A 21,095-nucleotide genomic window follows, 5' to 3' on the forward strand; every position below is an offset into this window, starting at 1 on the left:
AGTTTAAGGAATGAGGGGGGGCAATAAAAAAGAGAAGACTATATTGAAAGCCTTCTCATGCAGAGTCTATTTCTATTATATTTTTTCTAAAAGATTATCTTAATGCTTTTTCCTCGAATCTATATAAACAGTCATTACTGCCAACCATAATGAGGATATCGCCCTGATGGATTACTTCATTTGCGGATGGAGAGACAATTGTTTCTCCTGCTCGTTGAATGCCAATAATAGTACATCCATAATTAGCACGGACATCTAAATCTAAAATTGACTTATTATGTATTTTCGGAGAAGCTACCATTTCCACAATTCCGTGTTCTTTTGAAAGCTCGATATAATCAATCATACTATCAGAAACAACATGGTGGGCAATTCTTTTTGCCATATCCTGTTCTGGATGAATGACGCGGTCAGCACCGATTTTTTCTAAAACGCGTTTATGATAGACATCGGCTGCTTTCACCCAGACCTTGCTAAGGCCCATCTCTTTTAACAGCATGGTCGTAAGGGTGCTAGACTCGACGTCATCTCCAAACGAAACAAAAGCGTGATCAAAATTCCGAATACCGATTTGCGTTAGTGATGCCTCCGTAATATTTGTCATTTGCACACAAAGGGTAGCGAAAGGTCGATATTTTTCCACTTTCTCAAGAGATTGATCAATGGCTAATACTTCCGCCCCCATTTTATGAAATTCTTCCACTAAGCTACCACCAAAGCTGCCTAATCCTATCACAACAAATTGTTTTTTCATATTTATCCTCCTAGGGATGAAAAATACATACTTTTGCCATCATTATACTTTTTTATCGAAAAGAAGGAAAATGATTTTTCTTCTTTTCAGAGATAAATAGGGAGAAGAAGCTTTAAGGGAAAATAAAAAACCACTTTTTCGTTAAGAAGACGAAAAAGTGGTTGATTCATTCCAATATTATTCAGAAAGGTATGCAGTTAACATCCATAAGTGTTTTTCAATTTTGCCAATTAAATCAATGGCTAAATCATTGGTAATCACATCTTCTAATTCATCTGCATGTGCTGCTAGTGCTTTTAATTGTGTATTAATATGGCTATAATCCTCTACTAAAGATTTCACCATATCATTTGCAGATCGTTTTTCCGTACTTTCTTGTAATGTGGAAGTTTCGATAAATTCTTTTAATGTAGAAACAGGTTTACCACCAATAGCAAGCAAGCGCTCTGCAAGTTCATCTACTGCTTCACCAGCTTCGTCATATAACTCTTCGAATTTTTCATGAAGTGTGAAGAAAAATGGTCCTTTTACATACCAGTGATGTTGATGTAGTTTTGTGTATAATACGCTCCAGTTAGCAATTTGTACGTTTAGTTCTTTTTGTAATTCTACTTTTGTTTGTAATCCCATGTTTAACAAACTCCCTTCGACTGATTATATATTAATTATAACAAATTCTAAATTAAAATCAATACTTATTTATAATTATTTTAATTTAGTTTTTATTACAATCAGATAAAACATAGTCATCTTTTTGCTGCTAAAATTTCTTTATAGTTTTTGTTGTTCTATTAAAATATATACCCTAATTACAGAGGAAAGAAAACAAAAGGGAGAAAGATTTCATCAAATGGACAAATATAAAAAAAGACTCAGCGATGCGCGGAGTCTAAATGTTCCTTATAATTAGAAAGAAAGAGATTTAGAAGAAAACATATAAGACTTATGGTGATAACGAATACTAAATATGAGTCCCATTGCCATTAAATTGCACATTAGAGAGCTGCCCCCATAACTTATAAACGGAAGGGGAATCCCTGTTATCGGCAATAATTGTATAGTCATTCCGATATTCTCAAAAACGTGGAATGTAATCATACTAATAACCCCGACACTTATATAAATACTGTAGGGATTGGCTGTTTGCAATGCAGTTCGAACTAGGTGGAATATTAAAAGAAAATAAAGAATAATGACAATACTGCCCCCAATAAATCCGTACTCCTCCCCAATAATCGTAAAAATAAAGTCTGTATGTCTTTCGGGAATATACACTTCCTCTTTTCCTAAGCCTTTACCACTAATAAGTCCAGAGCCTATCGCCATCAGCGATTTGACTAACTGCAAGCCATCATCGCCAGCATTATGAGGATCTAGCCAGGAATTAACACGAGCGAATTGATAGGGATCCACTCCTAGATATTTTTCTAATAGTTCTCTTCCGAAGATAGCTAAGTATAAAACACTGGAACCAAATGCAGCAGCAGCACCATATAAAGGAATGAGCAGTTTCCATGAAATTCCTGATACTAGCATCATTCCAATTAATATAGCCATTAACACGAGTGTAGTCCCAAAATCCTGCAAAATGACTAATGCTATTGGAACACCAGCTACGATCGCCAGTTTACACATCAAAATAAAATCTGTTCGCAGAGATTTATGAATGGTTTTGACATTATGATTATTTATAACTTTAGCAATCGCTAAAATATAAAAGACCTTCATATATTCAGACGGTTGAATACTGCCAATATGGGGAATGACATACCAACTTTGCGCTCCGCCTCTGCGTGGAGTAAATGCCGTTTCTGGAGCAACTAGAAGACCGATTAATAAAACGGCCCCTATTCCATACAAAATCCAAGTGATTTGTTGAATCTGCTCATTATCAAAATACATAATAATGGCAATTACAACCGCGCCAATAACATACCACATAATTTGTGATTGTAAGTAAGCAGCGTTCGCGCTGTATATAGCAATACTGCTAACTAGACAAAATAACATAAGCAAAAGACATAATGTCCAATCAAATCTTTCAGAAAAAACATTTCTTGTTCTCATTTCTGCAAACCCCTAGTCCAAATTTCTTACCTATTTATATAGACGGAAATGGAAACAGAATTGTTTCCTTATTTTTCATAATCGATAAAAAAAGATAGGTGGAAAAAATAGACAGGATTTAAAAAGACTGCCTTTTGACAGACAGTCTTTTCTTTCACATTAAATGGGCAAGAAAAATTTGTGCGATTCCGAAGTAAATAAATAACGAAAATATATCATTAAGAGTTGTAATTAATGGTCCAGACGCTACTGCTGGGTCAATATTTAACTTATAAAGAATAATGGGAATAATAGTGCCGGATAGCGTTCCAATGATAAGCGTACAAATTAAAGAAAGACCAACGACTAAGCCAAGCATGAGATCGCTTTGCCAGACATAGGCAATAATCGTAATAATAACGCCGCAGGTAATCCCAATGATCAAACCAACTAATAATTCCCTAAAAATCAGTTTTGTTACAACTGCTTTATTAATCGTATTAGAAATAAGTCCGCGAACAACAACAGCTAATGATTGTGTTCCCGTGTTCCCAGTCATTCCAGAAATCATCGGCATAAAAAAAGATAATGCTACAACTTTTGTAAGAACATCCTCATAATTGCTTATAATACTGCCAGATACAACCCCAATAAAAAGCAGCAAGATTAACCAAGGAAGTCTTCTGTAGGCTGCAACAGATGCTTTTGTATCAAAGTCTATCGATTTACCTGAAGCTGAAAGCTTTTCGATATCTTCATTTGCTTCTTGAAAAACGACATCAATCATATCATCAACTGTAACAATCCCCATTAAGATATTTTCTTCATTAACAACGGGAATGGCTAAGAAATCATATTTTTGGATGGTTTGCGCTACTTCTTCTTGGTCCTGATGCACTGTTACACTAATAACCCGTTCATACATAATGTCACGAATTTTGTCCTGCGGTTCAGCAATCAAAAGATCACGATAGGAAACAACACCAACTAATTTTCTATTCTGATCAATGACGTATAAATAGCTTAATGTTTCCGCGAAATCTGCAAACGATTTTAGTTTATCGACAGCTTCACGCGTAGTGTAATAGTCACGAATCCAGACAAAACGATTCGTCATAAGACGTCCAGCAGTTTCATCTGGGTAGTTCATTAAGTTTTGTACAATAATGGATTCTTCTTTTTTCATTCCAGAAAGGAGTTCTTTAATTCTTTCTGGTGCTAGTTCATTTAAAAGGGAAGCTAGGTCATCATTGTCCATTAAATCTAGAACTTTCCCTGTTTTGTCCATTCCTAATGTATTTAGAACTTCCAGCTGTTCCTCTTTATCCAATTCCTCCAAGAGATGGGCTAATAAGTCGACTTTTAAGAAAAGCAAAAAACGAGCTCTATGCTTATCGGGGAGACTCTCATAAATTTGAGCTATATCATATGGTTGTAGCTCATCAACGATGGATTCAAATTCAGATTTTTTATTATCTTTTAGTGTCTGAATGATGTGAAGTGTGATCTGATTTTCTGTCATTTTGTGTATCATACTTCTCACTCTCCCTTCCGATGTTTATAGGCTATTATTCGACATATACCCTGTTTTATTATATGTAATTAAGTGAAAGAATGAAATGGATAAATCTTTGTAAAAAAGGAGATTTTGAGAAAAAACAGATCCCTTGAAAAAATATTGTTAAGTTTTCTGACAATTAACTTGAAAAGAATTGCCTCTCGATTAAAATAAGGGTATAACATGCATGACCGCAGGCAACTGCTGCTATTGCGCCTTTTTTTCGTATATCCTTAATAATTGGGTTAAGGGTCTCTACTGGAAACCGTAAATTTCTTGCTACGAAAAATATGCTTTGAACTAGCATATTTTTCGTAGTTTTTTTGTGTTTATGCGGAAATTTAAACAAGCATGGGGGAGTTTAAATGGGAAATATGTTAATCAAAAATGCACAGATAGTCACAATGAATCAAGCAGAAGAAATTATAACCGGAGATATTTATATAGAAGGGAATATCATTAAGGAAATAGGAGAGAATCTTGAAAAAAATCACGTAGATAAAATGATTGATGCGACAAATAGAACGGTAATTCCTGGGTTTGTTCAGACTCATATTCACTTATGCCAGACACTTTTTCGCGGAAAAGGGGATGATCTTGAGCTAATGGATTGGCTTAAACAAAGGATCTGGCCACTTGAGGCTGCTCATGACGAGGAATCTATTTATTATTCCGCCATGCTTGGTATTGGAGAGCTATTGGAAAGCGGGACAACAACGATTGTTGATATGGAAACGGTTCATCATACGGAACATGCTTTTCGCGCACTTGCGGAAAGTGGAATCCGGGCTGTTTCTGGAAAGGTAATGATGGATAAAGGAGATGAAGTCCCCTTAGCATTGCAGGAATTAACAGCGGAGTCTATTCAACAGAGTGTAGATTTATTAGAAAAATGGGATGGCTTTGATAATGGAAGAATTCAATATGCCTTTTCGCCAAGATTTGTGGTTTCTTGTACGGAAGAGCTATTGAAAGAGGTGAAGATTCTTTCAGATAAATATGGTGTAAAAGTGCACACCCATGCCTCAGAAAATAAGGGAGAAATTCAAATCGTGCAAAAAGAAACAGGTATGAGGAATGTGGTGTACTTAGATCATCTCGGTTTAGCAAATGACCGCTTGATATTGGCGCATTGTATATGGCTGGATGAAGAAGAAAAGCGGATTATTCAAGAGAAGGGTGTCCATGTTAGTCATTGTCCCGGCTCTAATTTAAAGCTAGCATCAGGGATAGCTGATACACACCATCTTACTTGCAATCATGTTTCCGTCAGTTTAGGGGCAGATGGGGCTCCGTGTAATAATAACTTGGATATGTTTAATGAAATGAGATTAGCTGCACTTATTCAAAAGCCAATACATGGACCAACAGCAATGGATGCGAGAACAGTGTTCCGCATGGCAACCTTAGGCGGAGCAAAAGCAGTCGGACTTGAAAAGGAAATTGGCAGTCTGGAAATTGGCAAGCGAGCAGATTTAGCTATTTTAAACCTGCAAAATTTTCATACCTTTCCGTCCTATGATGTTGATCCTATCTCAAGAATTGTCTATTCCGCAACACGAGCAGATGTAGAAACAACCATTATAGACGGTAGAATAGTAATGGAAAATAAAATCATGAAAACAATAGATAAAAGTATCGTGCTAAAAGAAGCGGATAAAAGTATGAAAAGATTGTTAAGCAAAACAACCATAAGTTGAGCTGGATTTGACTGACACCGTTACTAGGATTTTGGAAAATTGCGTTATTCCATTTCCTAGTACGGTGTATTTTTGTTGGGGGGGAGGTAAGTGGTCGAGATTGGCTGATAAAATCAGAAGTTTGCCTGATAAAATCAATTATTTAGCTAAAAACATTAAAATTCATCTAAAAAAGACTATTACTGCCCCTTTGAACAGCACAAAATTAACTAAAATCGCTCTGATGGATGTCTCTTGGCTGAATAATCCGCAATATTAATGAATATTCCAGTTAGCTTTCTCCCTAAATGATTCACATGCCAAGTATTTACTTCCTTTTTTTTCTAAATTTTAGATTATGTAAGCTATTTTTCCTCTTTTTTGTTAAACTAAAATGGTTACAATAAGTACAACTAGATGTATGATGGATAGTATGTATAAGCAGATCATGGAATTTAAATATAATATATAAAAACAAGAGAATATTTCTTGTCATGATTTCGATAAAATGGAGTAAAGGCGATTTCGGTAACAAGAAAGTAAGCTAAAGCTCTTTAAGTTTACAAGCTAATAATGTTTGGAGGTTTACTTGATGAAAAAAGGTAATAATGATATTCGAGATGTGGTTTATATCCATCTAAATGAGAAAGAACGTTTTGTGCTTTCTTATGGTATAGAGTTTAGAGAGTTTTACAGGATTCTTGCTGATACTCTTGCCTCTATTTTGTTGTTAAAGCATCAGTTTGAAGATGGAGAATTTCATATACATACTCAGTTCGAATATGTTCCAAACAATAAATTAGCATCGTTATCGATGGAAGATGTTTATGGATATGGGGACTTTGTATGGGTCGATTTTGATGAGACGGAAACATTAGATATTTTAGAAGGGCAAACGATTGCGGAACTCTTGTATTTGGGACATAAACAGGAGCCTTTAAAAAAGCCATTTTTTCAACAATTAAACAACCAATATGCCTATTTAGCTCATGATGACGGCTGGTTTAATAAAATTTATTATAAAAACATGGAGTCCTTTTATCAATTATTTTGTGAGGTTATTGCAAATAAAGTGACAGAACTTAAATTAGAGAAAGCGTTGTTGGGAATTAAAAAGAAAAGGCTTTATCCGCCTCTTCCGAAAGAAATTGTAACAGAGTTAAAACGTTATATGAGTGAGGGCATGGTACTATCTATTGAAAAAGCCTATCAAACACGATTGAAGCTGGAGATACCAATTTGGGTTTTAGGGGATTTTGATAATATGGATGATATGTATGAAGAATATGAGAAGAACGCTAAGAAAAAAAGTGATGCTTTACTTGTTTTTGATAAAAAATTAAGAGAATGGCAATTAGCTATCGTTTAATTGGTGACGAATATGAGGGGAAAAGTAATGGTAAGCTTTCCGGCAGCATTAAAGAAAATGACGTTTGTGGAGCGCCCTAATCGGTTTATTTTACACTGTTATAATCAGGAAACAGAAGAAATAGAAAAGGTCCATTTGGCAGATCCAGGGCGGCTGATCGAACTTTTAGTTGAAGGGGCTGTGATTTATGTTCTTCCGAGCATGAATCCTAATCGGAAAACAAAGTGGACGGCTGTATATGTGGAATCAAATGGACTGCTTGTGTCAATAAATACTACGTATCCTAATAAGTTAGTCGAATTAATGTTAAAGGAAGCCATGATAGAGGAGCTTTCTACTTATCATTGGGTTAAGTCTGAATATACCTATGGTAGTTCACGATGGGATTTCTTATTAAAAGATATAAAAGGCAATCAGCTGCTTCTCGAAGTAAAGAGTGTCACCTTAGCGAGCAATGGAATTGGGATGTTTCCAGACGCTGTAACCAAAAGGGGTTCTAAGCATGTGCAAGAATTAACTGCTATTGCGAGAGAAGGAATAATAAAAACAGCTATTTTATTTGTTGTGCAGAGAGAAGATGTGGAAATAGTGACAGGAGCAGCTGCAATTGATCCAGTATTCGCAAAAAGCTTGGAAGAAGCTGCACATGCTGGGGTGCAATTATTAAGCTACACCTGCATATTGTCAGAGCAGGGAATAGCATTAGGCCATGCGGTTCCTGTCGACCCATTTTTAAAACTTTAGTAAAGGAATATATTTATTTACACATCCTTTAATTGTATAATCAGAAAAGACGAAAAATAAAATAGATAGATGATGGTGAGACTTTTGGGAAATGGTTGATGAGGAATTCTTTAGCCTTTTTACCAGAAGTCTCTTAAAAGGGAAGTTAGTGAGAATCTAACACGGTCCCGCCACTGTAAATGATTGCAGCATGGAAAAGTGCCACTGTACGGATGTATGGGAAGGCTTCATGTGGCGAAAATCATGAGTCAGGAGACCTGCCATTCTCTATACACCAAATAAACCTACGAGGATAGGGAGGTGTGGAGCACTTTGAAAATATTTTTGAAGACATCCCAACATCTCTATGGACAATGATAGAGATGTTTTTTATTTTTCCCATATTTATTTAGGAAGGTGAACTAGATGAAAAAGTTTTATTCCATACTGTTAGCGATGCTGCTCGTTGTAGGTGTGCTTGCAGGTTGCGGAGAAACGAAGACAGAAAATAAGCATAATAAAGAACAAACTACTACTACAGAAGAGGCTAGCTTCCCTGTCACCATTAAGGATGGATTGGATCAAGAAGTTGTAATTGAGAAAAAACCAGAAAAGATAGTTTCCTTAATGCCTAGCAATACGGAAATTATATTTGCGCTTGGGCTAGGGGAGGAGTTAGTTGGAGTTAGTGACTTTGATAACTATCCAAAAGAAGCGGCAGAAAAAGAGAAGGTAGGCGGGATGGATTTTAATGTGGAGAAAATAATCTCTCTAAATCCAGATGTAGTGTTAGCACATGCATCGAGCGCCCATAATTCTACGGAAGGCTTGCAGCAAATCCGGGATGCGGGCATTGATGTTGTTGTTGTGAATGATGCCACTTCTTTTGAAGATGTTTATAAAAGCATGGACATGATTGGACAAGCCACTGGAACAGAGAAAGAGGCAAACAAGCTTGTTGCTGACATGAAAGAAAAGTTAAGTGCTATCAAGAAGAAAGCAGCAGCCATTTCCGATAGTGATAAAAAGGCAGTTTACATAGAAGTAAACGCGGAACCAAATTTATTTACGACTGGTAAAAAGACATTTATGCAAGAGATGCTAGACACTATTCGCGCAAATAATATCATTTCTGAGGAAGGCTGGATTCAAGTGGATCAAGAGGCAGTAATTGCAGCTAATCCGGATGTTATTATTACTACTTATGGTGCCTACTCAGAAAAAAGTCCAATCGAGCAAATTAGCTCGAGAAAAGGCTGGGAAAAGATAAATGCAGTAAAGGAAAAGCAAATAGTAGATGTAGATTCTGACACAGTAACTCGTTCTGGTCCTCGTTTAGTCGATGGAGTAGAGGCAGTTGCCAAAGCGGTGTACCCGGATGTTTTTAAATAAAAGAAAAGCGGCTTATGTTTATGCCGCTTTTTTTCTCCTTTTTGCGATTGTGATGGGAATATCCATTGGAACCATCTCTGTCCCTGTTTTATCAGTATTAAAAATATTTGCAAGCTACATTGGACCAGAAAGCATATTAACGAATGTCGATCCCATGCATGTTAATATAGTTCAAAATATTCGCCTCCCTAGAGTGCTTTTGGCAGGACTTGTCGGTGCCAGTCTTTCCATAGCGGGAGCTGCATTTCAGGGATTATTAAGAAATCCATTGGCAGACCCATATACACTTGGGGTTTCATCTGGAGCATCGGTTGGAGCCGTTATTACGTTATTTTTCCACTTTACCATTCCGTTTCTTGGCGGATTGACTTTGCCATTTATGAGTGTATTATTCTCCTTTCTGACGATATTATTTGTCGTTTTTTTTGCAAAAAAAATGGACCCTGCCATGCGGGTTGAAACAATTATTTTAACGGGCATCATTATTGGTTCTTTTCTAAGTGCATTTATTTCTCTTATGATTGCATTAACAGGGAACGAACTACGCCAAATTATAGGCTGGTTACTTGGAAGTGTCTCTATGAGAGGATGGGAATACATTAAAATTATCCTGCCTTTTTTTGTAGTTGGTTCCGGTCTCCTTCTTTCGCAAGGAAAGGAATTAAATGCTTTAGCATTTGGCGAAGAAAGAGCCCAGCATTTAGGGATCCATGTACAGAGAAGAAAAATGGTTATTTTGCTGGCTGGTTCCATGTTAACAGGTGCGGCTGTTGCTGTATCTGGTACGATCGGATTTATAGGTCTTGTGATTCCACACTTTGTCCGGATTATCGTAGGTCCTGATCACAGATATTTAATGGGAGTCTCTCTTTTTGCTGGCAGTGGTTTTATGATTTTGGCTGATTTATTGGCTAGGACGATTATCTCTCCGACAGAACTCCCGATAGGGGTCATAACAGCTATAGTAGGTGCTCCAGTGTTTGCAGGATTATTAATGAGAAGAAGGAAGAGGAGTTTAAAATAATGCTGAATGTACGAAATCTCTTTTTTCAATATGAAACAAAACAAATTTTACAGAATATTTCTTTTTCTGTGAATAAAGGGGAAATGATTGGTATCCTTGGGCCAAATGGCAGTGGGAAAACGACTCTAATGAAAATTATCAGCGGTATTTTAGCCCCGCGAGAGGGACAGGTGGAGATAAAGGGCACATCCATTGACCAGTATAAAACAAAAGAATTAGCAAAGGTAGTCGCCGTGCTTTCTCAGCATGTGAATGAATCATTTTCCTATACTGTTCGAGAAATTGTATCGCTCGGGAGGTATGCACATCAATCGGGGCTGTTTCAGTCCTGGACTTCTAAAGATGAAGAAGTAATCACACGAGTAATGAAACAAACGGGGGTCTTTGTTTTTCAAGACAAGTCTATTCATGCATTGTCTGGCGGGGAAAAGCAGCGTGTTTATTTGGCTCAGGCCCTGGCACAAGAGCCAGAAATCCTTCTGTTAGATGAACCTACTAACCATTTGGATCTATCCTACCAGAAGGAGTTATTGGATAGCTTAAGAGAATGGAGCAGAGAAAAAGACCTAACAATTGTTTGTATCTTTCATGATTTAAACTTGGCAGGATTATATTGTGATCGACTCCTTTTATTACATGATGGAAAAGTAGAAGTAGATGCCTCTCCTTCTGATGTATTGCAAGAAAAAAGAGTGAAAAGAATCTATAAGACAAATGTGAAAAATACTTTTCATCCAAGCATACCAGCTTCTCAAATAGCGCTTGTGCCAAGAGAGCTAGAGAGAAAGAAAGTTCAAATAGATACAACGGCAATTACTGTTACTTCAGAAAGAGTAGAAATGAAGGCTCCTTTCCCATTATACACGCTTTCATCTGGCGTAACGGGTGCTGGGATGGGCTGGTATAAAAACTTTGTAAACCGCCATGTAGATAAGACATACCGCTGCGAGGATTACCGGAAAGACATGTACGAGTATTTGCTTCAAAATGGCTTTAGCCCACAAGAGACAGTCGGAATGATGACAGCTGTTCATACAGAAGATGCAGCCTATCAGTTATTAGAGCAAGGGGATTTCTCTGTCATGATTGTGGTAACAGGTGGAGTAGGAAATGCTGTCGATGCAGCTAAGACAAACGCGCATTCATCCTCGTTCCATCCAGGGACCATTAATACTTGGATTTTTGTCAATGGGACATTATCAGAGCAAGCCTTTTTGCAAAGTGTCATTACTGCTACCGAAGCAAAAGCAGCCGTCTTGCGTGATCGGAAAATAAAGGATATGGAAACAGGAACTATTGCAACAGGTACATCAACAGATAGTATATCGGTCGCTGCCACTCAAGTAGGAACATACCTTGAATTTGCCGGTACGATTACTTCACTTGGGAAGTGTATAGCAGAAGGGGTCTATCACTGTTTAACAAAGTCATTAGATAAAAGGGATAGGAGGCTGGCAGCTAAATGATCGGTCATTTAATCAGCATTACCATTGCGATTATTTTAGATAAGTTGATTGGGGATCCTCCAAGCTGGCCACATCCTGTGAAATGGATGGGAAAGTTAATTTCCTATTTAGATCAAAGATTAAATAAGGGGAGAAATCGGCAGTTAAAAGGATTATGGATGCTCATGAGTGTTTTAGTGCTTACCTTTTTGCTTAGCTGTTTCCTTGTTTATATTAGCTATCAGCTTCATTGGTGGATCGGCGTAATAATAGAAGCTCTACTTATCGCCACAACCATTGCCCAGAAGAGTCTGAAGGATGCTGCGATAGAGGTCTATGAACCATTGCAGGCTAATGATCTAGTGCTGGCAAGAAGAAAGCTGTCTTATATTGTGGGAAGAGATACAGAGCAGTTAGAGGAAAAAGAAATTGTCCGGGCAACGGTAGAGACTGTGGCAGAAAACACTAGTGATGGCATTACAGCTCCACTGTTTTGGGCATTTATTGGTGGTGCTCCTTTCAGTCTTGTGTATAGGGCCATTAATACATGTGACAGCATGGTTGGTTATAAGAATGATAAATATAGAGAATTCGGGTATTATGCTGCGAAATGTGATGATATTGTTAACTACTTGCCGAGTCGAATAACAGCAATGCTTTTGCTTTTGGTTAGTCGTACTCCTTTCCATTCGAAAAAGGAAGCCTGGAAGCTGCTATTCCAAGATGCGAAGAAGCATCCATCTCCAAACAGCGGCTGGGGGGAAGCAGTAACTGCTATTCTCCTTGGCATACAGCTCGGTGGGATTAATTATTATCGAGGACAGAAATCAGATCGGGCTAGAATGGGAACAGCACTGCAGCCTTTAGGAAAGAAACATATTATCGAGTCGACTAAAATTGCTAATAAAGCAGTTGTTTACTTCTATCTTTTTTTATTTATAGGAGGAATTGGATTTGAACTGGCCAATGCATGGAGCTAATCCCCAGTATATATATGAAAAGACAAATTTAGAAATGCCAGTGGATGCAATTGATTTTAGTGCAAATATTAATCCATTAGGACCTCCGCCGATTTTATTAAAGAAGTGGAATGACCTTTTTCAGACCGTTCATCTTTATCCAGATCCTTTTGCAAGTCGCCTAAAAGAAAAAATTTCAAACCACTATGGAATTCCTTCCAAGCAGCTTTTGATTGGAAATGGAGCTGCGGAAATCATTTCCTTATTAGGGAGAATTCTGACGGGAAAAAAGGTATTGCTTCTTCAGCCAGCCTTTTCTGAATATGAAGAAGTGTGCCGGATTAATAATTGCGACATCTATCATTATTATTTATTCGCAGAAACAGGATGGGAGCTGTCTCCCGCTAAATTGGAAAAGGATATTCGTCAAGTCGATGCTGTATTTTTATGTAATCCTAATAATCCAACAGGGATATTTTATCCGAAGAAATTAGTAGAAGAGTTATTGGATATTTGTATGCAAAACGATTGTTCCGTTGTTCTAGATGAAGCTTTCTATGATTTTGTAGTTGGATATGAGGATATGCTTCCGCTCTTAAAAAATTACCCAAATCTCATTATTTTACGTTCTTTAACTAAAATGTACAGTATACCAGGAATACGCCTAGGCTACGTATTAGCATCAGAAGAACTAATTGCACAACTGCAGCATTTGCAAACACAATGGAGTATAAACGGAATTGCTTTAAAGGCTGGCGAGTTATTAATAGAGCAGGAAGAGTTTCTAAAAAAAACGCAAAGCTATATAGAAGAGGAGAAGAAAAAGCTATTTTCCTTCTTTAAGAATGAATATTTTGCGTACTCCAACTCTGCTGCTAATTATTACTTGTTAAAGGATCAAAGGTTAACGGATCAAAAGGAATTCCTTACTTTTCTGCTAAACAATGGCATCATTGCAAGACATACATATAATTATCCAAGTTTAGAAGGAAGCTGGCTGCGGTTTGCGATTAAAAGCATAGAACAGAATCAGCGATTGCGGGGAGTGTTAACTAAATGGAAACAAAATCATCCATCATCTTTGTAACTGGTGGCGTGAGAAGTGGAAAATCTTCGCTTGCTGAGAGATTGGCAATCAAATATGCGCAAGATGAAAGAGCAGAATTGCATTATATCGCTACTGCTGTCATTACGGATGCTGAAATGGAAGAAAGAATTATCAGACACCAACAAAACAGAGAGGCACAAAAGGTGAAATGGAATAGCTATGAAAAGCCAGTTGATATTGGGGAGTTAGCGGCTGTCTTTACAAAAAAGGATGTTGTTTTGCTCGATTGTTTAACCGTTTTGGTCAATAATGAACTTTTTTTCCAAGATAAACAACAGGAAGGGATAGAGGGAAAGCTGAAAAAGGATCTAGTAGAACTAAGCCGAAGTTGCCGTTATCTTATCCTTGTAAGTAATGAGGTTACATATGAACCGTCTCTCGATCCAGATGTACAGAAATATTGCAGGATTTTAAATCGGCTGCATCATTTTCTCGTACAGCATGCACATGAGGCATATCTAGTAGAAAACGGAATCGCACAACGGAAGAAGGGAGGATAAGAATGAAGGGTGTGATGATACAAGGGACTTCATCTGATGTGGGGAAAAGTCTGATTGCGACTGCTTTATGCAGAATGCTAGCAAATGAGGGAATAAAGGTAGCGCCATTTAAATCACAAAATATGTCGAACAACTCTTATGTCACAGTAGATGGAAAAGAAATTGGAAGAGCACAAGGAGTGCAGGCGGAAGCAGCAAAGATAGAGGCAACAGTTTGGATGAATCCAATTCTCCTAAAACCAAGATCTGACTTCCAATCAGAAGTTGTCCTGCTTGGAGAAGCAAGTAATACTCTTTCAGGAAGAGGGTATCGTGAACAGTTTTATGAAGAAGGCATTCGTGTTATTCAAAAAAGTCTTCATTACCTGCAAAGGAATTATGAGATGGTAATCATGGAAGGGGCGGGAAGTCCAGTAGAAATAAATTTAAAAGATAGAGAGCTTGTAAATATGAAGGTGGCAGCAATGGCTGACATCCCGGTTATTCTCGTTGCTGATATTGATCGCGGCGGTGTGTTTGCGAGTATTGTTGGTACCCTCTCCTTATTTTCAGAAGAGGAACGAAGCAGGGTAAAGGGGATTATTATTAATAAATTTCGCGGTGATGTCACGCTTTTTGAAGATGGTGTGCAATGGCTGAAGGAGAAGACCGGCATCCCTGTTCTCGGAGTTCTTCCTTTTATTCATAACCATATGATTGAAGGAGAGGACTCCTTGTCTATACGGGAGAAAAGAATAGCAACTTCACAAGAAGTGCTTGATTTAGCAGTAGTAAACAATCGTTATATGTCTAATTTTACGGATATAGAACCATTTTTCCTAGAGGAAGATGTTACTATCCGTCTGATTGATAAAGGCGAAGATTTAGGAAAGCCAGATGCAGTCATTATTCCAGGTACAAAAAGTACGATAGAGGGTTTAAGAGAAATGAAAAGCAATGGATTAGATGTCCAGCTTAAGCGCTATTATAAAGAAGGCGGCAGAGTAATAGGTTTATGTGGAGGCTATCAAATGCTGTGTTCTGTCTTATTGGATCCGTATGGAGCTGATACTGGAATCGCAGGCGAAGAAATAGAAGGGCTGGGGCTTATACCTGCAAAGACGGTATTTGAACAGAAAAAAGAAACAATTCGCGTGGAAGGTAGTTATCATCCCTTCACAAAGCTATCCTCAGAAAAAATAGAGGGGTATGAGATTCATTTAGGTAAAACAGAGTATGAGAATTCTGCCGAAAGATGTCCGTTTCTATTACTTAATAATAGGGATGAGGGTTATTATCGAGAAGACGGAAAATTGATAGGAACCTATATGCATCATCTTTTCTACAACGATGTGTTTCGTAATACATGGTTAAATCAGATACGACTGCAAAAGGGCATGGCAGAAAGAAAAACACTGTTTATGCGAGAGCAAAAGGATAAACGCTTTGATGCGCTTGCTGATGAGATGAAGAGACATCTTGATTGGGAGAAAATATGGGAAATCCTTCAAGCTGGTGATGACCAATGAAAAAATGGTGTATTGGTTTTTTAGTAAATATACAGTTCTTTACGGCAATACCAGTGAGAAAGGTGCTGCCGATGGAAGGGGAGTTTCTGCAGAAAAGTATAAAAACATTCCCTTTGCTAGGCCTTTTCCAAGGCTTTATTTATATGGGGATTTTCTTTTTGCTAAATGAATATACTCCATTTACAGCTCTCGCCGTTGCTTTTATTGTTTGGATCAGTACGATTTTATTAACAGGCGGACTTCATTTAGATGGCTGGATGGATGCAAGTGATGCTTATTTTTCTTATCAAGATGCAAAAAAAAGATTAGAAATTATGAAAGATCCTCATGTCGGTGCCTTTGGTGTTTTGTCTGTCATTCTTTTATTGAGTATGAAGTTTTTTTTTATCTATGAAATCGTGACACATATGCAAGAATTCACCTATTTTTTTGTGATGCTCTTGCCATTCTTTTCTAAAGCGGTAATGGGCTGGAGCTTACTATTTGTTCAAGAGGCAAAAAGGGACGGACTCGGCGCATACTTTAAAAAGTCTGTCCAAGGGCAGCGCATGTTTTTTTATAGTGGATATATTGCAGCTGTTTTGCTAGTTTTCTTGTTATTGTTTCCCAAATGGCTGCCATTATTCTTTTTGTTTCTTTTCGTGAGCATCGGCTACTACTTATTATTCAGCCGATTTATGAAACAGGCTTTTGGTGGATTAACAGGTGACTTATTAGGTGCAAGTGTAGAAGGGACGGAAATGGCACTATGGGCGACACTATGGTTATTGCATTACTTCGTCATGGGCTAACGGCTGCAAATGAACGAAAGGCATATATTGGCTGGACGGATGCGCCTTTAAGTGGAAAGGGAAGAAATATGCTTTATGAAAAAGGAAGGCCAGTGTCTAAATATGACTGGATAAGTACAAGTGATTTATTGCGGACGAAAGAGACAGCAGCATATTGGTTTCCTGAACAGATTCTGCACAGTGTTTCTGCTTTTCGTGAAATAAATTTTGGGGATTGGGAAGGAAAAACATACGAACAATTAAAAGAGTTACCTGAATATTGCAAATGGTTAAATGCTCCATTTACTAATGCTCCAACAAATGGAGAATCTTTTGCAGAGCTGATAGAGCGAGTGGATAGGGGCTGGAATCACTTAATTAAACAGAGTACTCGAAATAATAGAATGGCGGTAGTTACACATGGCGGTGTCATTCGATACTTGCTTAGTAAATATGGTGTAACAGAAAGGGATTTTTGGGATTATACGATTTCTCCTGGTGAAGGTATCGAGTTAATTTGGTCCCACAAAGAAAGTTTTAGGAGGAAGGAAAGATGCACTTTATTACAGGAGGTAGCTTTCACGGGAAAAAAAGCTGGACAGTAACATTTGCAAGAGAGCAGGGATTTACAGAAGGAAAGGTTCTCCGTCTATTTGATGAAAAGGAAATAAACATGGCAAATAATGAGAAGGGTTCTTTCTATAGGATAGAAGGACTAGAGTGGATGATCAAAAATCGTCTGCAGGAAGAAACATTGGAGCAAACAGTCGATTATATAGAAAAACTAGTGGAAGCTTTGCTTCAATGGGAAAGAGAAGAGAATAATCGCTGCGTGTTTATAATTGGCAGTGATATTACAAAAGGCGTTGTTCCGATTGATAGAAGAGATCGCTTGTGGCGTGATGCCACAGGGCTGATCTTTCAGCGAATTGCTGCCGCTGCAGACAGAGTAGATGTTATTTGGTATGGGTTAAATGAGCGATTAAAGTAGTGATCGATCGAATGATAGGAAGCAGCAAAATGCCTATAGGCATAAAAATAAGGACAAAACAGAAAGAGGGGGAGAAAATGCGTATCTATACAAAAACAGGTGATAGCGGGGAAACGAGTATTATAGGAGGGAGAGTATCAAAGGATGATATTCGAGTAGAAGCCTATGGAACGGTCGATGAGTTGAATTCTTTTGTCGGGCTGATTGTTGCGCAATTAACAGGGGAACAATTTGCTGATATTAAGGAAGATTTAGAGAAAATCCAGCATGAATTATTTGATTGTGGCGGGGATTTAGCTAGTATTTCGACGAGAAGACAACTAAAGTTAACAGCATCTGCTATCACTTATTTAGAGGACAGAATTGATAATTTTATGGAGGAGACACCAGATTTGGAGCGCTTTATCCTGCCTGGAGGGACAGAAGCGGCAGCTACTGTTCATATTGCACGAACGGTGACAAGAAGAGCGGAACGCTTAGTCGTGACATTAATGAAGACAATGGAAGACATTCCAGAAATGCCCTTAAAATATTTAAATAGACTTTCTGATTACTTTTTTGCACTGGCGAGGGTAATAAATTTCCGAAGCAATGTGGCAGATATCGAGTATATTCGAAGCGCAAAAGTATTTCGAACAAGTAAAAAGGGAGAGCGAAATGAACGCGAAGAAAATTAATGTCCTTGCTATTTTTATTGCTATTTCAGTTATTGGGGCTTTTATAAAAATACCAAGTTTTATTGGAAGTGTTGCCCTTGATAGTTCTCCAAGTCTTATTGCTGGAGCACTTTTAGGCGGGCTAGCTGGAGGAATAGTTGCAGCCCTCGGTCACCTTGTTTCTGCATATTTAGGCGGGCTGCCACTAGGCATGCTTCATCTCTTTATCGCAGTAGAAATGTTTCTGCTTGTTTTTACTTTTTCAAAAATCTATCAAACTGGAAATAGCATAATCTCCATATTGTTCTTTGTGTTAGGAAATGGTGTAATACTTCCACTTCCTTTTTTATATCTAATGGGAAAGGGCTTTTACATTTCGATGGTTCCAGTACTGCTGATAGGAGCTGTATTGAACGGCATTATTGCCCAGTTGTTAATGCCAAGGCTTACAGTTTTTCTTAAAGAGTGGAGAGTGGTCAAGCAGTGAGAGATGTACAAGTCGTACCGTGGAATCAGAAAGAAGAGCTGATTATTAGTGCGGATAATAGTGGAGGAATTGGGCAGAAAGAAGCCGATCAACTTTCCGTCCCTTATGATATTGTTTCCTATTTTTCCTTTCGTGTAGCGGTTATGGAATGTATGGCAGCGGGGGGAGTACCGTTCTCGGTAATCCTGCAGAATTTTTGTGGAGACGATGCTTGGGCTTCTCTTTTGGCAGGTATATATAAAGGAATAGAGGAGCTTGGACTAGAGAGGGAAATTGGAATAACAGGAAGCACAGAAAGCAATTTTTCTCTCCGTGAATCAGCAATAGGACTCACAGTCCTTGGAAAAAGAACTGCAGATTCACAGAATGCCACTATTATCAATGGAAAAATGGCTGTAATAGGCAGTCCTCTTGTTGGAGAAGAAATGATTCGACAAGAAGAAAATGTAGTGCCTTTAGCAGTATTTTTCCGAGTGGCAAAAGTAGATAGATGTCGAATTCAGCCTGTTGGATCAAAGGGAATTCTTTATGAATTGGGGCAGCTAAAGGGCGATTTGATTCAAGAGGAAGAAGTGCAGTGTTCTGTAGATCTTTTAAAATCCGCTGGTCCAGCTACATGCTTTATTGTTGAATATGAAAAGGAAGTCGAGGCAGAAATAAAAAGACTAACGAAGGGCTTTTTTCAAGAAGTGCAAGTTACTTCGAGATAAGAGAAAAGCACAAAGTGGTTTTTTCTTTCTTTAGGAGATATTTAAATAAATAAGCTTCCATTTTTCCCTTTTTTCATATTGTATTAAGAGTTAAAATGGAAAAGGATTAATAGGCACTATTACAGGAATATGTGTTTTCGATTAAATTATTATTTGACTCACATGTTTTATTTTTAAAGGTATGATTCTAGTGGTAGAATAAACAAGTGCATTGATTAAATGGAGGTATACTCATAATGAAAAAGAAACTGGGATTATTATATGGCGGTAAATCAGCTGAACATAAAGTTAGCATGCAAACAGCAATGGCTGTAATTAAAGCACTAGATACAGATAAATATGATATTCACCCAATTTACATATCAGAGAGCGGTGAATGGGTTCGTGGTCCTCAATTAATGGGACCAGTTGAAAATGTAAAAGAGCTTGCGTTTAACACACAGGAGCAAATCGGCTCGAATGCCCTTTCTACTACACTCTTTCAAGCGAATGACGAAGCTTCCTTAGATGTTATTTTTCCACTGCTTCATGGACCAAATGGAGAAGATGGAACAGTACAAGGATTGTTAGAACTTCTTAACCTTCCTTATGTTGGGAATGGTGTGCTAGCCTCTTCAGCTGGAATGGATAAAGTAATTATGAAAAACATCTTTGAAGTAGCTGGATTAAATCAAGTGAAATACAATTCTTTTATCCGCAGTGACTGGCAAAGTGATAAGGATGCAGCCTATGAACGTGTAGAAAAAGAATTAGGTTTCCCTTGTTTTGTTAAGCCTGCTAATCTTGGTTCAAGTGTAGGGATAAGTAAATGTACAACAAGAGAAGAGCTAGAAACAGCCTTTATTGAAGCATTCCAATTTGACCGCAAGATTATTGTAGAAGAAGGCTTAACAGCAAGAGAAATTGAAGTAGGGGTACTAGGAAACGACCATCCTGAAGTTTCTGTAGCTGGTGAGATTGTTCCGAAAAAAGATTTCTATGATTATAAAGCAAAATATGAAGATGGAGATACAGCTTTAATTATTCCTGCAGACGTGACAGATATGGAGTATGCAGCGATTAAAGAAGATGCTATTAAAGCATTTAAAGCACTTGATTGTTCTGGCCTAGTCCGTGCAGATTTCTTTCTGACAAAAGAAGGAAAAGTTTATATTAACGAAGTGAATACAATGCCTGGATTTACACCATTCAGTATGTTCCCGTTATTATGGAAACACACAGGTTTAGAATATGATGCACTGATCAATAAATTAGTGGATCTAGCTGTGGAAAGACACACTGAAAAGCAAAGTATTAAATATACGATTTAAAAAGAAGAACATAAAAGGAGAGGTGAGAAAAATGCCTCTTCTTTTGTTCCATCCAATGAAAGTTTTTTAGTAGAGAAGGGCAGTAGTCTCCGCTCATTTTTAAAGG

The 21,095-nt window shown here is 37.7% G+C and carries 22 protein-coding genes and 2 riboswitches; of the genes, 18 read left to right on the forward strand and 4 right to left on the reverse strand.

Going from position 1 to position 21,095, the window contains the following annotated elements; translation table 11 throughout:
- Positions 1-94 precede the first annotated feature (94 nt).
- The 4 genes from NSQ92_RS24350 to mgtE form a co-directional block, all read right to left on the reverse strand.
- The gene (locus NSQ92_RS24350; RefSeq protein ID WP_341153279.1) at positions 95-754 is read right to left on the reverse strand and encodes a potassium channel family protein; all 660 of its coding nucleotides are present in this window, start codon (positions 752-754) and stop codon (positions 95-97) included.
- 177 nt (positions 755-931) lie between these two features.
- A complete protein-coding gene (locus NSQ92_RS24355) occupies positions 932-1,384 on the reverse strand; it encodes a Dps family protein (protein WP_047944207.1) in 453 nt (150 codons plus the stop codon).
- Positions 1,385-1,660: 276 nt separating this feature from the next.
- Complete coding sequence (locus NSQ92_RS24360; RefSeq protein WP_047944206.1) at positions 1,661-2,821, reverse strand: FtsW/RodA/SpoVE family cell cycle protein; 1,161 nt, start codon at positions 2,819-2,821, stop codon at positions 1,661-1,663.
- A 154-nt stretch (positions 2,822-2,975) separates the two neighbouring features.
- Positions 2,976-4,334 carry a magnesium transporter gene (mgtE, locus tag NSQ92_RS24365; RefSeq protein ID WP_047944205.1) on the reverse strand — a complete coding sequence of 453 codons (1,359 nt, stop codon included), beginning with the start codon at positions 4,332-4,334 and terminating at the stop codon, positions 2,976-2,978.
- 227 nt (positions 4,335-4,561) lie between these two features.
- Positions 4,562-4,660, forward strand: a riboswitch (purine riboswitch).
- 63 nt (positions 4,661-4,723) lie between these two features.
- Here mgtE and NSQ92_RS24370 point away from each other — a divergent pair.
- The 18 genes from NSQ92_RS24370 (at position 4,724) to NSQ92_RS24455 (ending at position 20,989) form a co-directional block, all read left to right on the forward strand.
- Complete coding sequence (locus NSQ92_RS24370) at positions 4,724-6,058, forward strand: 5'-deoxyadenosine deaminase (protein WP_047944204.1); 1,335 nt, start codon at positions 4,724-4,726, stop codon at positions 6,056-6,058.
- A 100-nt stretch (positions 6,059-6,158) separates the two neighbouring features.
- The gene (locus NSQ92_RS24375; protein ID WP_341153280.1) at positions 6,159-6,317 is read left to right on the forward strand and encodes a hypothetical protein; all 159 of its coding nucleotides are present in this window, start codon (positions 6,159-6,161) and stop codon (positions 6,315-6,317) included.
- Positions 6,318-6,629: 312 nt separating this feature from the next.
- The gene (locus NSQ92_RS24380) at positions 6,630-7,406 is read left to right on the forward strand and encodes a hypothetical protein (protein ID WP_047944203.1); all 777 of its coding nucleotides are present in this window, start codon (positions 6,630-6,632) and stop codon (positions 7,404-7,406) included.
- 27 nt (positions 7,407-7,433) lie between these two features.
- Positions 7,434-8,150, forward strand: a complete 717-nt coding sequence (sfsA, locus tag NSQ92_RS24385) for a DNA/RNA nuclease SfsA (protein WP_235844526.1) — start codon at positions 7,434-7,436, stop codon at positions 8,148-8,150.
- 80 nt (positions 8,151-8,230) lie between these two features.
- Positions 8,231-8,429: riboswitch (cobalamin riboswitch) on the forward strand.
- Positions 8,430-8,555: 126 nt separating this feature from the next.
- Complete coding sequence (locus NSQ92_RS24390; RefSeq protein WP_341153281.1) at positions 8,556-9,521, forward strand: ABC transporter substrate-binding protein; 966 nt, start codon at positions 8,556-8,558, stop codon at positions 9,519-9,521.
- Positions 9,508-10,545: a FecCD family ABC transporter permease gene (locus NSQ92_RS24395; protein WP_341153282.1), complete on the forward strand. Its 1,038-nt coding sequence runs from the start codon at positions 9,508-9,510 to the stop codon at positions 10,543-10,545. Before NSQ92_RS24390 ends, NSQ92_RS24395 begins: the two co-directional genes overlap by 14 nt.
- The gene (locus tag NSQ92_RS24400; protein ID WP_061800152.1) at positions 10,545-12,011 is read left to right on the forward strand and encodes an adenosylcobinamide amidohydrolase; all 1,467 of its coding nucleotides are present in this window, start codon (positions 10,545-10,547) and stop codon (positions 12,009-12,011) included. Before NSQ92_RS24395 ends, NSQ92_RS24400 begins: the two co-directional genes overlap by 1 nt.
- On the forward strand, positions 12,008-12,970 hold the full coding sequence (gene cbiB / locus NSQ92_RS24405; RefSeq protein ID WP_341153283.1) for an adenosylcobinamide-phosphate synthase CbiB: 963 nt from the start codon (positions 12,008-12,010) through the stop codon (positions 12,968-12,970). The genes NSQ92_RS24400 and cbiB overlap by 4 nt, the downstream gene beginning before the upstream one ends.
- A complete protein-coding gene (gene cobD / locus NSQ92_RS24410) occupies positions 12,945-14,036 on the forward strand; it encodes a threonine-phosphate decarboxylase CobD (protein WP_341153284.1) in 1,092 nt (363 codons plus the stop codon). Before cbiB ends, cobD begins: the two co-directional genes overlap by 26 nt.
- Positions 14,006-14,557, forward strand: coding sequence for a bifunctional adenosylcobinamide kinase/adenosylcobinamide-phosphate guanylyltransferase (locus NSQ92_RS24415; RefSeq protein WP_047944196.1), 552 nt, complete (start codon positions 14,006-14,008; stop codon positions 14,555-14,557). Before cobD ends, NSQ92_RS24415 begins: the two co-directional genes overlap by 31 nt.
- 2 nt (positions 14,558-14,559) lie before the next feature.
- Positions 14,560-16,065 carry a cobyric acid synthase gene (locus tag NSQ92_RS24420; protein WP_163185669.1) on the forward strand — a complete coding sequence of 502 codons (1,506 nt, stop codon included), beginning with the start codon at positions 14,560-14,562 and terminating at the stop codon, positions 16,063-16,065.
- Positions 16,062-16,856 carry an adenosylcobinamide-GDP ribazoletransferase gene (gene cobS, locus NSQ92_RS24425; RefSeq protein WP_341153285.1) on the forward strand — a complete coding sequence of 265 codons (795 nt, stop codon included), beginning with the start codon at positions 16,062-16,064 and terminating at the stop codon, positions 16,854-16,856. The genes NSQ92_RS24420 and cobS overlap by 4 nt, the downstream gene beginning before the upstream one ends.
- The gene (locus NSQ92_RS24430) at positions 16,814-17,440 is read left to right on the forward strand and encodes a histidine phosphatase family protein (RefSeq protein WP_095258000.1); all 627 of its coding nucleotides are present in this window, start codon (positions 16,814-16,816) and stop codon (positions 17,438-17,440) included. The genes cobS and NSQ92_RS24430 overlap by 43 nt, the downstream gene beginning before the upstream one ends.
- Complete coding sequence (locus tag NSQ92_RS24435) at positions 17,389-17,826, forward strand: bifunctional adenosylcobinamide kinase/adenosylcobinamide-phosphate guanylyltransferase (RefSeq protein WP_047944192.1); 438 nt, start codon at positions 17,389-17,391, stop codon at positions 17,824-17,826. Before NSQ92_RS24430 ends, NSQ92_RS24435 begins: the two co-directional genes overlap by 52 nt.
- Before the next feature lie 77 nt (positions 17,827-17,903).
- Positions 17,904-18,503: a cob(I)yrinic acid a,c-diamide adenosyltransferase gene (locus NSQ92_RS24440; protein ID WP_047944231.1), complete on the forward strand. Its 600-nt coding sequence runs from the start codon at positions 17,904-17,906 to the stop codon at positions 18,501-18,503.
- Positions 18,484-18,969 (forward strand): ECF transporter S component, encoded by a 486-nt coding sequence (locus NSQ92_RS24445; protein ID WP_047944191.1) that lies wholly within the window; start codon positions 18,484-18,486, stop codon positions 18,967-18,969. Before NSQ92_RS24440 ends, NSQ92_RS24445 begins: the two co-directional genes overlap by 20 nt.
- Positions 18,966-19,679 carry an ATP-binding protein gene (locus tag NSQ92_RS24450; protein ID WP_341153286.1) on the forward strand — a complete coding sequence of 238 codons (714 nt, stop codon included), beginning with the start codon at positions 18,966-18,968 and terminating at the stop codon, positions 19,677-19,679. The genes NSQ92_RS24445 and NSQ92_RS24450 overlap by 4 nt, the downstream gene beginning before the upstream one ends.
- Before the next feature lie 236 nt (positions 19,680-19,915).
- Positions 19,916-20,989, forward strand: coding sequence for a D-alanine--D-alanine ligase (locus tag NSQ92_RS24455; RefSeq protein WP_047944189.1), 1,074 nt, complete (start codon positions 19,916-19,918; stop codon positions 20,987-20,989).
- The last annotated feature ends 106 nt before the right edge of the window (positions 20,990-21,095 follow it).

This window comes from Niallia sp. FSL M8-0099 (genome assembly GCF_038006945.1).
Lineage (GTDB): Bacteria > Bacillota > Bacilli > Bacillales > Cytobacillaceae > Niallia > Niallia circulans.